A 12,697-nucleotide genomic window follows, 5' to 3' on the forward strand; every position below is an offset into this window, starting at 1 on the left:
ATGCGCGGCCGGCTTTTGGTGTATGCTGGCGGCATGAACAATGACACCGACATCCAGCTCAGCGGCCCCTTCAAGGCCACCGACGGCTCCGGCCGTGCCCACGACATCAAGGCCATCCGCATCTTCGACGAAGGCTACGGCATCATCGACGTCTACGTCGATTTCGCCGCCCCGCTCGAAGCGGGCGCCTACAAGGACAAGACCCTGGTCGGCCACATCCTGGCCCGCCTGCGCAGCCTCGGCTACGTGGGCCCCGACTTCGGCCATGGCGACCTGGGCTTGCAAGACAAGAAACTGATCGTTCTGGAAGCGCCCGAGGAATTCTCGGCCTTTGCCGTGAGCAAGGGCTGGAAAGACTTATCAGCAGAGTTTGACGAGGACTGATCCTTCACCTTTTCAGCCAAAACGCCGCGTCTGCATTTGCAGAGGCGGCATTTTTTTTTAGCTAAAACAGTAATTAAATATCTAGGAAGACAATACTGGTACAGTAGAATCACCAGGCATTCTTTCAATTATTCAAATTCATGAAGGAGCCTGGCTATTTCCTCAGAAAATACACAATCCGTGACAGCATTTCGCCATCAAGCCGTCGCCGATCGCCAAGTTGACGAGCTCATCGGCATAATAAAAGGCGTACTTGCTGATAACGTGGTCACGCAAGACGAAGTGAAGTTTCTGTTAGCTTGGATGGAAGCCAATCGTAAAGTGGCATTGCTATGGCCAGCCAAAGCCTTGTATCCACGTCTGGCTGCTGCGCTTGCTGGAGGTGCCATGCAATCAAACGATGCTACAGAAATACTCAGCCTATTGAGAAATACGGTCGGTAGCGCAGTTATTCCAGACACACATGATCCCTCGGCGCAACCTAGTACACGTTTGCCGGTAAACAACAATTCTCCCGTCACATTCAAAGGGAAATATTTCTGTTTTACAGGAACATTTCAGTCTGGCACACGCTCGTGGTGTCAAGCACAAATCGAGCAACGTGGCGGCATCTGCCTGAGTGGGATCACCAAGAAACTCAATTATCTGGTGGTTGGTGTCACCGGCAATGAGAACTGGCTACATTCGACACATGGCAGAAAAATAGAAAAAGCGATTGCATATCAGGAGTCAGGTTGCGAACTCGCCATTCTGAGCGAAGAGCATTGGTATAGCCACTTGCACTACGTAGAATCTGCTGCAATTGTCTCAGAGGCTATTACAGCACCCGCAACTATAAATACAATCACCATTGCAAATGACATCGTCCCCATCATTACGGGGGATGGAAAATTCGGCATCGAAGTGGCAGGAGTATTTACGCATCAGGAACAAATAGCCCGAAGCGTTCTTACCTATGGTGCACAGTTTGCCAACAATAGCTTGCCAGCCATTCTGCGCCGGCATCCCGATGGTACGATATCGGTAGAAATGTCCGGCAGTATCACTGGTTACCTGTCCAAGTACATTGCCCGCGATTTTCTCGCCGCACTCGTCACTGGCGACCTAAACGAATACTCAGTATTTGAATGCTGTGCCCGCATCCTAATACACAATGGCTTGTACCAGGTATGGCTGGACCTGCCTGAAGATGAATAAAAGGCAGCCAACCATTAATCATGCATGGAGGTAAAACAACCTCATACCTTAAACCTCGCAGTCATCAGCCATCGATTACGTTAAATAGCGCGCGCTCCACGCGGCGATGACGTTGGCGACGTAGGCCGCGTCATCGCGCCCCGTCAACAGATGGTCGGCGTCGTCGAGCGAAACGAAGCTTTTCGGGTGCTTGGCCGCCGTAAAGATATCCATCGCATTCGACAAGCTGACCGTCGTGTCGTTCGGCGCGTGCATCACCAGCAGGGCGCGGCGCAGGCCGGCGATGTGCTCTTTCAGGCTGTGGCTGCCCGCGTCATCGACGAATTGCTGGCGGATGCGGAAGGGCCGCCCTTCCAACTGCACCAGCGCTTCGCCCTCGGTGGCGATTTTCTCGAGGTGGTCGCCAAACATGCGCGTCACGTAGGCAGGCGTGCCCGGTGCGGCCAGGGTCACCACGGCCGTCGCTTCCGGCACTTGCGACGCGGCGGCCAGCACGGCGGCACCGCCCAGGCTGTGGCCGATCAGCAATTGCGGCGCGGCGTGCCTGGCCCGCAAAAAGTCGGCGGCGGCGACCAGGTCGGCCACGTTCGACGAGAAATTCGTGGCGGCGAACTCGCCCTCGCTGGCGCCCAGCCCCGTGAAGTCGAAGCGCAGCACGGCGATGCCGTGTTCCGTCAAGCCTTGCGCGATGCGCCGCGCGGCCAGCACGTCCTTGCCGCAAGTAAAACAGTGGGCGAACAGCGCGTGGGCACGGATGGCGCCGTCGGGCGCATCGAGCCGCGCCGCCAGCACATGGCCGTGCGCGCCGGGAAAATCTTGCCTGGTCGATTTCATTGTCTCGTATCAAAGCTGCCGCGCAGCGCGGCCGATGGCGCATTGTAGCGCCGCCCGGCCACTGCCTGCGTTAATCCCTCTTCGGAATATTGACGCCTTTGGCAACGGCTGGCCTGGCCAGGAACGCATCGAGCACGCGCTGCACGTTCGGGAAATTTTCAAAACCGACAAGGTCGCCTGCGCCATAGAAACCCACCAGGCAGCGCACCCACGGGAAGATGGCGATGTCGGCAATCGTGTACTGGCTACCCATGATCCAGTCGCGGCCCTGCAGGCGCTGCTCGAGCACGCCCAGCAGGCGCTTGGCCTCGCCGATGTAGCGTTCCAGCGGACGCTGGTCCTCGTAATCCTTGCCGGCAAATTTATGGAAGAAGCCCACCTGGCCGAACATGGGGCCGATACCGCCCATCTGGAACATCAGCCACTGGATGGTTTCATAGCGCAGGCCCGCGTCCTGCGGAATGAACTTGCCCGTCTTTTCGGCCAGGTACAGCAGGATGGCGCCTGACTCGAACAGGGCCAGCGGCTTGCCGTCGGGACCGTTCGGGTCGAGGATGGCGGGAATCTTGTTGTTGGGATTGAGGGACAGGAACTCGGGCGATGTCTGGTCGTTCTGCTCGAAGCTGACCAGGTGCGGCTCGTACGCCAGGCCCAGCTCTTCCAGCAAAATCGAAACCTTGATGCCGTTCGGCGTCGGCAGCGAATACAGCTGCAAGCGTTCGGGATGCAGGGCAGGCCATTTTTGGGTGATGGGGAAGTCGGAAAGCTGTGTCATGGATATCCTTCGTTTCAATTAAGATGCGGCGCCGGGAAGCCAGTATAGCCAAGCACGGCAGTTTCAGCAGGACAGCGCATTCAGCCAAACAAACCATGCAAAAACCAGCGCGGCGCGGCGTCTTCTCCGCTGCCGGCGATGCGCTCGCGGTAGACCCAGTAATGAGCATGGTCGCGGCCTTCGGCGATGAAATAATCGCGCGCTTGCGACTGGCCCCACCAGCCCGCCTCTATGCGTTCGGCAACGGACACCATTTTCAAGGGCGAGCCATAAAACGGCCGGTGCTCGCGCATCAGCAGGGCGATGGGCTGGGCCAGCAGCCAGCCGGGACGGGGCATGCCGGCCAAGCCGGGCGGCAAGTCCGGCTGGGCGTTCCTGGCGCCAGGCTTGGTCGGCAGCGGCAGCCACTGGTTGGCCGCTTCGGGACGGTAATCGGCGCGTGGTGCTGCCTGCAAGACATTGTCGCTCCCCAGGCGCGCCACCAGCAATTCCAGCAAGCGCTGGCGCTCCTGCGGCGTGCCGCCCGGCTCGGGGAACAGGCTGTCGCTGGGCGGCGCCATCGGCTGCACCTGCAGCGCTTCCAGGGTCAGGCCGATCACGGGGGCGTCCAGCGCCAGCTGGGCCAGGCGCTCCTTGAGCAGGCGCACCAGATGCTCGTCGCGCCACACGGCCTCGCCCAGCGCCAGGTCGATGATGGTGGGAGGGCGCGCCACCCTGCCCCGCTCGTGCGCCAGCAACAGCTGGATGCGCTCGACGGCAAATTGCCGCGCGCACAGCCAGCCCGTCATTTGCTGCAGCAGGCGGCGCGCGCCGAACAGCAGCGCGTCGGCGTGCTCCACGCGGTCGAACAATTCCAGGCTGGCGCGAAACGTGGGCGGCGCTTCCAGCCACACGAACAGTTCCGTGCTGTGGCCATGCGCATCGTCGAGCATGTCGAGCAAAGCCCCGCCGCAACGGCGCTGCAAGCCGGGCCGGGGCAAGTGGCGCAGCTGCCCCAGGGTGCGGCAGCCGATGCCCTCGAACCAGTCGAGCCAGGGGCGCGCGGGCGGCAGCAAGGCGCACGGCAAGCGGTCGAGGCGGCGCACGAGACTGGCCATGCCCAGCACGCGGCCCTGGCGCGTACCAGCGCGCGCCAGCAGCCAGGCGCCGCGCGCCGTGGGCGCGCACGACAGCTGGGCCGTGTAGCCGAGTGCGCGCAGGCTGGCCGCGATGTGCCGGCACAGGGCGCGCACGCCGCCGAACAGGCGCAGGCTGGCGCCCGCATCGACCAGCAGGGTCGCTTCCTCGCCTTGGGCCACCAGCGGCGAATATTGCAGCAGCGCCAGCGCCACCGCTTGCAGGGCTTGCGCTTCCAGTTCAGGAGAGCGCTCGTGCAGGCGCGCCTGCGGCGCCAGCATCAGCGCGCCCGCGCGGCGCATGCCCGGCCGGATGCCGGCCGCCAGCGCCAGCGGCGACACGGCCATCACTTGCTCCTGCTCCAGTACCACGCCCAGGTGGTCAGCCGACCAGCGCGGGCAAAATACTTCGAGCGGGAGCCGGGGCAGGCACAGGCCGATCCAGAGTCGCATGACGCAGCAATAAAGAAGGTGGTTGCAGGGGCAGGAACAGGGGCGCGTCGCGCTGCGGTCCCCGGCGCTTGATGAAACCGATGTCGATACCGCCGGCGGCCGGGCGCACGGACAGGCGCAGCGGCGCCGGCGACGCATCCTGCGCGCCGTGCAGGGGGCGCAGCATGCAGAACAGGGTGTTGCCGCTTTGCGCGGCCAGGTGCAGACGGCGCAGGCTGTCGGCGCGCACGTGCTGCTGCCAGAACAGCAAGGCACCGCACGTACCGCTGCGCAAGATGTTTTCCGCCGCCCACAAGGCATCCTTGCTGCCGGCGCTTTTGAGCCACAGCAGCTGCGACGGCGCCAGCCCCTGCGCGGCCAGGGCCAGCGCTTGCGGCGGATGGGGCGGCTGCAGCAGCACGATGGGCAAGCCCTGCAGTTGCGCCAGCGCGGGCGCCAGCAGCCGCAATTCGCCGCTGCCCGGCTGCTGCACCAGCAGGTCGATCAGGCTGCCGCTGGGCCAGCCGCCACCGGGCAACTGCGCGGACAGGGCGGCAAAACCCGTGTCCAGGCAGCGCGTGGCGCCCTGCCCCAGCTGCGATGCACGCCATAAAGACGGGTGCAAGGCTTCCGGCGAGGCCATCAATTGAGAATGTTGCATCATTGGCTAGATAGATCAATACTGTATGCATATACAGTACTATCCAGGCCCGCTTTTGGCAAGGTTTATCTCACTGCCGCTGGCGCCGGGGCCGCTCCGCCATGTCCGAAAAACCCCGTTTTTGGTATCGATTGCTGTACCATAAGCACTCTCCTTACCGCTCGGCAATGCACCGGGCGGCTTCCTCCGTCCATAAGGAAACGCATTTGACCACCATCCAAATCATCAGCGCCATCGTCTTCGGCCTCGCGCTCATCCACACTTTTGCCGCCAAGTCGTTTGAAACCTTGTCGCGGCGCCATCCCCGCCATGCGGGCTTGCTGCACTTGCTGGGCGAAGTGGAAGTCGTGTTCGGCTTCTGGGCCTTCATCCTGATCATCATCATGGCCTTTGTCTCGGGCAGCGATGCGGCCATCGAGTATGCCGAGTCGCGCCATTACACGGAACCGCTGTTCGTCTTTGTCGTCATGGTCGTGGCCGCCTCACGCCCTGTGCTCGACGCCGTGCAGCGCCTGTTGAAAGGCGTGGCGCGCGTCATGCCGCTGCGCACGGAACTGGCCCTCGTCTGGCTGGGACTGGCGCTCGTGCCCCTGACGGGTTCATTGATCACGGAACCGGCCGCCATGACCCTGGCAGCGCTGATGCTGGCGCCGCAAATCTTCCGCCCGGGCATCCCCGAATGGCTGAAATATGGCGCGCTGGGCGTGCTGTTCGTCAACGTTTCCATCGGCGGCACCCTCACCTCGTACGCGGCGCCGCCCGTGCTGATGGTGGCCACCACGTGGAACTGGGACAGCGCCTACATGGCCAGCCACTTCGGCTGGAAAGCCGCCATCGCCGTGCTGATCAACGCCACGGGCGTGAGCATATTGCTGCGCAAATATCTGCACAGCAACACTTCCGACATCAAGCCGAAGGCCGGCGAGGTGGAAGCGCCAAAAGTGCCGCTGGCCGTCAGCCTCGTGCACATGATCGTACTGGCCGGCGTGGTGACACTGGCGCACCATCCCGTGCTGTTCATCGGCCTGTTCCTGTTCTTCCTCGGCTTCGTGCAGGCGTACGAACGCTATCAAAGCCCGCTGATCCTCAAGGAAGGCTTGCTGGTCGGCTTCTTCCTCGGCGGCCTGGTGGTACTGGGTGGCATGCAGCAATGGTGGCTGCAGCCCATCGTTTCGAGCCTGAAACCGCTGGCCCTGTTCTTCGGCGCCCTGGGCTTGACGGCCATTACCGACAATGCGGCCCTCACTTACCTCGGTTCGCTGATCGTCGGCATGACGGATGAAGCGAAATACATGCTGATGGCCGGCGCCGTGGCCGGTGGCGGCCTGACCGTCATCGCCAATGCGCCGAATCCGGCCGGCGTGGCCCTGCTGCGCCGCGGCTTCAAGGATGAATCGATCGGCGCCGTCGGCCTGCTGGCCGGCGCCCTGCTGCCGACGGCCGTGGCCGGCCTGGCCTTCCTGGCCCTGTAAGTCTTCACGGGGCGGCTGCCGGCCGCCCCTGCTCCCTTCAGTTTCCCGCCTCAGTTACCCTCATACACCAGGAAATGCAGCCGGTCATAGAACAGGCTGTAGGCATAGTCGAACGTGCCCACGCTGCGAAAACCCTTGTGCAGATACACTTGCAGCGCTTCGCTCTTTTCCCACACGGTCAGGGCGATGCGCGCGCAGCCCTTGCGGCTGGCCAGGTCGCGGATCTCATGGAACATTTGCCTGAATAAACCCTGGCCCCGGTATTTCTCGTCAATGGCCAGGCTGCTGACGAAACAGTCGTCGGCACGCGCATGCGCGAGCACGAAGGCATCATACGCATCGTCGAGCGCCTTCATGTCGTCGCGGTAATAGGAGACGGCGCCGCAGGCCTGGAACTCGTCCATCGTCGCGGCCGTGAAGAAGCCGATGAAGCGCCCGTCCTCGTCATGCAGGCCGTGGATGTGCGCCAGGTACGGATCGATGTTTTGCCGCCGCTGCAATTCGACGAATTGCAGATTGAGTTTATTGCCGAACGAGCAGTATTCCAGGTAGCTGGTGGCAAACAGCAGCTTCGCCATGCGGTTCTTCGTCTCGTCGTCCAGCAGTTCGCCCGGCACCAGCGTGAGCGGCGCATGCGACAGCAAATCCGCCTGCGCCTCGTCACTTGGCGGGGCGGCATCGCTGGCGGCCGGCATGCGGCTGCCGTGGCGGCCCACGGTGGGACGCCAGAAATTGCCGGCGGCAATATGCTGCGAACGGTGGGCCAGCAGGTAGCGGCAAAAGACGCTATTCACGCGGTCGAGCTGCGGGTCGTCCGACAGCACCGAGTAATAGTGAAAATGCTCGATGTCGGCCCGCAGCTGGGCCGCATACGCCATGCGCGGCACTTCCTCGATGTCGAACACGTCGACGATGTCGGGCAGGCGCAAAGGATCGTCGAGCCGCCAGCCGATTTCATCGAGCCGCGCCACGCAGCGGGCATACGCGCGCCGTTCCTCGTCGCTCAGGGGAATGTGCATGCCGGTAATGATATCGTCCAGCAAGCGCATGCCGCGGATACCGCCCGCCACCGCTTCGCGCGCGCCGTCATACAGCACGCCATAGCGCTGGTAGAACTCGGCATGGCTGAGCACGGTCACGCCCAGGTTTTTCTTCCATTCCGCATAGAACTGGCCAAACAGCTGCCCCTCGAATTGCGGGCAGGAACGGGGAACCTGCGCAGCGATGCCCGCATAGGCAAGGTTCACATTGCGCTGGATCTCGCGCAGCGCCGCATCGTTCTTCTTGGCGATCAGCATGCCCGTTTCATCGAGAAACAGATTCATCCAGCTGACGTGCCGTCGCTCCTCGCCCTCGCCTTCCCCGCGTTGGAAATAGTCGGGCACTTCCGGCTTCATCAGGAAAATCGTCGCCGGATTATGCGGAATCGTATCGACATCCATATACAGGCCGCCGTATTCGCACATGATGAGGATGCGGAAATAATCGGACAAGGTGGCGAAGTAGCGCTGCGTGTGCAGCGTGTCGAGGATGTCGAAGCGGGCCGGCGCGAAATCGAGCGCCAGCGCGCGCAGCGAGTTGATGTGCAGGGTCGTGCCGCCGATGGCGTAGCGACCTATCGTGTAGCGCCCGGCGCCGCCCGTGGGACTGAAGCGCTCGTCATTGCGTAGCTGCTGCGCATCCCACACCCACAGGATGGAGACGTACGGCGCGCCGCCGTTGCGCCGCACTTCTTCCAGCGCCGCGCCCCACTGCCCGATCGCTTCCGCTGCGATGGCCGGCAAGGGTCCGCCCATCCAGATGCGGTGCAGGTAGCGCTCGTCATCGCCGAGCGCGCGCGTGGGGATGCAGCTGAGCGAGGAGCAGCTTGCCGCGTTGAAATGGTTGAAATTCTGGGCGACGAAGCTGCGCAGGGCCGCGATGCCCGCCTGGTGCTCCGCGGCCAGTTGCCCCAGGTCGCTGCCGGCCGGCCGGACGTCGGCCAGCGTGATGTAATCGAGTTTCAGCCGGTGGATGCGAAACTCGTATTCGAGGTTGAAAATCTTTGCTTGATCGTGTTTCGAGGCCAGGTCATCTATTTTCATGGGCGCACCATTTTCCGCAGGAGAGTGTCAATAAACTTCGCAGGAGGTAAAACAAGGTCGAGAGCAAGCGCATCGTTGCGCCATCAGTGCCGGGCCAGCCGCACCCCGCTTTCCCGGCGTCCCGCCATGCCCCGCGTAAACAGCAGCAGGCAGGCCGTGATGACCACGATGACGGGGATATTGAGCAGCGCATACGTTTCCAGCGCATAGCCGAAGCGCTGGCACAGCACGTTGTACAACTGCAGCCAGGCGGACAGATAAATGCAGTACAGCAAGCTCATGGCGGCCGTCGTCAAGGTCATCGCCTCCTTGCTGGCCGTGATCGCGCTGCGTATCAACGCGCCGTTGAACAGGCCGAAGCCGATGGAATAGACAAACATGCAGGCGGCAAACACGCCGACGTGGTGGCGGCCCGCGCCGGCGCCCAGCATGCCGGCGGCCGCGACCAGCCCGCCCAGGCGCAGCAGGGAGACGAGGGGGAAATCCTGGCGCAGGCGCTGGATGGCAATGCTGCTGAGGACAAAGCCAGACAAGATCACGCATTGCAGGGCGATATACGTGGCGTACGAGGCGCCCATTTCCTGCAGCACGAAGATGGGCGAAAAGCCGATCCAGGCCGTCAGGGGCACAGTGGCCAGACCGGCCGTGAACATGCCGAACATGAAGCGCCCGTTGCTGAAAATGGCCGCATAGCTGCGCACGATGGCGGCCAGGTCCGGGCGCGTGACCGGCGGCGCCGTGCGCGGCATGGTCTTGAACAGGCCCAGCAAGGACAGCAGCGCCAGCAGGCCCGAGAGGAAAAAGACGTAGCGCCAGTCCAGCCGGCTGATGATGGCGCTGCCGAGGATGGGGCCGGCCAGCGGTGCGAGGATGGTGGTGCTCGACAGGATGCTGCTGAGCTTGACGGCCGCCATGTCGTCGAACAGTTCATGGATCATGGCATAGCCGACGAAGATGAAGCAGCAACCCATGCCCTGGATGAAACGCACGGCGAGAAATTGCTCGATCGAGGCCGTCAATGGCACGGCCAAGGTGGCCAGCAGGAACAAGGTATTGCCAGTGAGTACGAGCTTGCGCTTGCCGATGCAGTCGGCCAGGGGCCCCAGGAAAATCTGCAGCGAGCTGCCGCCCAGCAGATACAGGCTGAGGGACAGGGGAACGAACTTTTTCTCCGCCTGGAACTCCTCGACGATGCCCAGCATCGCCGGCATGATCATGTCGTTCGACAGATAGATGTTCAGCTCAAAGACGAGGAAAAACGCAAAAAACCACAGCAACTGCTTGGACTTGATGGACATGGCGCGTTCCGTAACGTGGGTGGCTGCCGTCAGTGCGTATCTGCCGTCGGGGCATGGGACGGCGGACACGGCTTCACACTGAAACGTGTACCAATTGTATACCAGTTCGTATTTTTAACGCCTATTTTTGTGTTTTTTAAATACCGCAGCAATACCACTTAAATGAAATACAGGGAGCTGCGGGATGTGGAATCTGCGCTGAAAAAGGCGCGGCCAGCGTGCCGGCGCGCGGCAGCGGCCCTGCGGAGGAAGGGAAAAGCGATGCGTACCAGTGCCTGTCGCACCGTTGCGGCGCGGCAGGCACTGCCGCTTACCGGCGGCGGTGGCTGGCGAAGAAATCGAGCAGCATCTTGCTGGCGTCGGGCTTGGCCTTGTCGTTGAATGGCAGGCTGGCGTCGCCGCCGCTCCACGCGTGCTCGAGGTGCTCGACCTGCGCCACGCGCAGCAGCACGTCCTTGCCCACCTGATACTCGTGCAGCGCATAGGCATGGGCAGGATTGCGCCCGCCCGCCGCGCCGCCGGGCAGGCGCTGCGCCGTCACCACGGTATCGGACGGCAAGCGGTTGACGCGCACGCTCTGGCGCACCAGCTGCGTCTGGTTGATGGGCCGCACCACCTTGTCGGCCAGCCCTTGCAGCAGGATGGTGGGCAGGCGGGGAAACGCGGGCTGGCGCGCCAACACTTCATCGATGGCCGCATCGGCACGGGCGCTAGCGCCATGCTGCATCACGCCCAGCGCGCCGATCAGGTTATGCCCGGCGCCAAACACGGGCCCGGAATGCAGGCCCAGCGCCGCGAACAGATGGGGATGGTTCAAGGCCACGATATGCGCCATGCCGGCGCCGGCGGAAATGCCGCAGATATAGATGCGCGCGCGGTCGATCGCATAGCGGGCCGCTACCTGCTCGATGGCGCCGACGATCAGGCGCACGTCGCCGCCGCCCTCCTGCGTCAGCTTGTCGTACCACTTCCAGCAGCGGCGCGCATGCGAGCGCAGCGATTGCTGCGGATACAGCACGGCGTAGCCCTTGCGCTCGGCCAGACGGTTCATGCGCGTGCCGTCGGCAAACTGCGTGGCGCTCTGCTCGCAGCCGTGCAGCATCACCAGCAGCGGCCGGCCCCGGCTGCGCATGGCGGCGCTCGGCGCCTTCTCGGGCAGGTACAGGAAATACGGCAGGCGCCGGCCCGGCAACTGCCCCAGTTCCGGCAGCGGCGCATAATGGGCGGCCAGCCACTTGCCCGGCGGGGGCGCCGTTCGCTTGCGCACGCGCGGCGGCGACAGGGGCGTGGCAAAGGGCGCCAGCGAGGGCGTCGCATCGCCAGCCGGCCTGGCACGCGGCTTGGCGATTGTTTTGGCCTTGCCCTTGGCCACGGGCTTGCTGCGGGGTTTGGCCGTGGGCTTGGCCGGCACGGGGCCGAACAGCACCTTGGCCAGCCGGGTCGCCGTGCGCTGCTGCGCCTTACCGGCGCGCAATAGCCCGCGCAGCCATTTGGTGGCGGGCTTTACCATGACACGCGGCGCGCGTGTCGTTGTGGAGCATACCGCAAGTTCATCCTACTGCAGCGTTGCGTCATCAGCATGTGCGGCTCCTCCTTGGAACGCATAGAGTACCGCAATTGGCTGACAGCACCGTACGTTTGCACACGGATAAAAGTGCCGCTGGCACCATTGAGGCAGATCAAACGCGACATAGTGCGTATGCTTAATCTGGATGTTCGATCAGCACTTCACACGAGGAGAGAACACCATGAGCTATCTGGACCGCGATATCCTGGGCATGTACCGCAACCACGACGGCCCGGGGCCGGCCCTGATGGGGGCCGATACCCTGATCGGGGACGATGTCTACAATCACAACGACGAGGAGCTGGGCGACATCAAGGAAATCATGCTCGACATGCGCACCGGCCAGATCGCCTATGCCGTGCTGTCCTTCGGCGGCGTCCTGGGCATGGGCGACAAGCTGTTTGCCGTGCCTTGGGAACGCCTGACCCTGGACACCGTCAACAAGCGCTTCCTGCTGAACGTGGACAAAGAATTGCTGAAAAACGCTCCCGGCTTCGACAAGGACAACTGGCCCGACATGGGCAGCGAAGCCTGGAACCAGCAGATGGAAGCGTTCTACGGCAGCGGCACGCGCTACGGCAGCATGGCAGGCAGCCACATGCCATCGGGCAGCGACCTGCGCGGCGGCGCCAGCCTGCAATCGGGCAGCGAAGGCAGCATGTCCGGCAGCTCCATGAGCGGCAGCCGCGCCGGCACGGGCAGCAGCCAGGGCGACCTGGGCTCGCGCTCCTCGCTCGGCGACGATGATGATCTCAATAGGCGCACTTGAGAAACCAGGTGAAGGCAGGTCGGGTAGATCAGGTAGGTCGGGTAGGTCGGATTAGCGGCGCAGCCGCGTAATCCGACACCACCGGCGACACTATTAACACCACTAAACC

11 protein-coding genes are annotated in these 12,697 nt (G+C 63.0%); 4 read left to right on the forward strand and 7 right to left on the reverse strand.

Annotated features, from left to right (window positions below; translation table 11 throughout):
- Positions 1-33: 33 nt before the first annotated feature.
- Positions 34-384 (forward strand): hypothetical protein, encoded by a 351-nt coding sequence (locus tag CLU90_RS11895; protein ID WP_034783462.1) that lies wholly within the window; start codon positions 34-36, stop codon positions 382-384.
- A 180-nt stretch (positions 385-564) separates the two neighbouring features.
- Positions 565-1,581 carry a BRCT domain-containing protein gene (locus CLU90_RS11900; RefSeq protein WP_100428013.1) on the forward strand — a complete coding sequence of 339 codons (1,017 nt, stop codon included), beginning with the start codon at positions 565-567 and terminating at the stop codon, positions 1,579-1,581.
- A gap of 75 nt (positions 1,582-1,656) precedes the next feature.
- Here the strand turns inward: CLU90_RS11900 and CLU90_RS11905 are convergent, their stop codons facing one another.
- The 4 genes from CLU90_RS11905 to imuA form a co-directional block, all read right to left on the reverse strand.
- Complete coding sequence (locus tag CLU90_RS11905) at positions 1,657-2,415, reverse strand: alpha/beta hydrolase family protein (protein WP_100428014.1); 759 nt, start codon at positions 2,413-2,415, stop codon at positions 1,657-1,659.
- 70 nt (positions 2,416-2,485) lie between these two features.
- Positions 2,486-3,190 carry a glutathione S-transferase N-terminal domain-containing protein gene (locus tag CLU90_RS11910; protein ID WP_100428015.1) on the reverse strand — a complete coding sequence of 235 codons (705 nt, stop codon included), beginning with the start codon at positions 3,188-3,190 and terminating at the stop codon, positions 2,486-2,488.
- An 80-nt stretch (positions 3,191-3,270) separates the two neighbouring features.
- The gene (locus tag CLU90_RS11915) at positions 3,271-4,758 is read right to left on the reverse strand and encodes a Y-family DNA polymerase (protein WP_100428016.1); all 1,488 of its coding nucleotides are present in this window, start codon (positions 4,756-4,758) and stop codon (positions 3,271-3,273) included.
- Positions 4,688-5,398, reverse strand: a complete 711-nt coding sequence (gene imuA / locus CLU90_RS11920) for a translesion DNA synthesis-associated protein ImuA (RefSeq protein ID WP_092711324.1) — start codon at positions 5,396-5,398, stop codon at positions 4,688-4,690. Before imuA ends, CLU90_RS11915 begins: the two co-directional genes overlap by 71 nt.
- A 206-nt stretch (positions 5,399-5,604) precedes the next feature.
- On the opposite strand from imuA, the gene CLU90_RS11925 reads away from it, so the two are divergent.
- Complete coding sequence (locus tag CLU90_RS11925) at positions 5,605-6,870, forward strand: putative Na+/H+ antiporter (RefSeq protein WP_092710845.1); 1,266 nt, start codon at positions 5,605-5,607, stop codon at positions 6,868-6,870.
- Positions 6,871-6,920: 50 nt separating this feature from the next.
- On the opposite strand, the gene CLU90_RS11930 is transcribed toward CLU90_RS11925, so the two are convergent.
- The 3 genes from CLU90_RS11930 to CLU90_RS11940 form a co-directional block, all read right to left on the reverse strand.
- Entirely contained in the window at positions 6,921-8,954 is a 2,034-nt protein-coding gene (locus tag CLU90_RS11930) for a GNAT family N-acetyltransferase (protein WP_100428017.1), read from the reverse strand.
- Between the two features lie 83 nt (positions 8,955-9,037).
- A complete protein-coding gene (locus CLU90_RS11935; protein ID WP_100428018.1) occupies positions 9,038-10,252 on the reverse strand; it encodes an MFS transporter in 1,215 nt (404 codons plus the stop codon).
- A 310-nt stretch (positions 10,253-10,562) separates the two neighbouring features.
- The gene (locus tag CLU90_RS11940; protein WP_100428019.1) at positions 10,563-11,762 is read right to left on the reverse strand and encodes an extracellular catalytic domain type 1 short-chain-length polyhydroxyalkanoate depolymerase; all 1,200 of its coding nucleotides are present in this window, start codon (positions 11,760-11,762) and stop codon (positions 10,563-10,565) included.
- A gap of 238 nt (positions 11,763-12,000) precedes the next feature.
- Here CLU90_RS11940 and CLU90_RS11945 point away from each other — a divergent pair, with 238 nt between their 5' ends.
- On the forward strand, positions 12,001-12,588 hold the full coding sequence (locus CLU90_RS11945; RefSeq protein ID WP_100428020.1) for a PRC-barrel domain-containing protein: 588 nt from the start codon (positions 12,001-12,003) through the stop codon (positions 12,586-12,588).
- Positions 12,589-12,697: the final 109 nt, after the last annotated feature.

Source organism: Janthinobacterium sp. 67, from assembly GCF_002797895.1.
Lineage (GTDB): Bacteria > Pseudomonadota > Gammaproteobacteria > Burkholderiales > Burkholderiaceae_D > Janthinobacterium.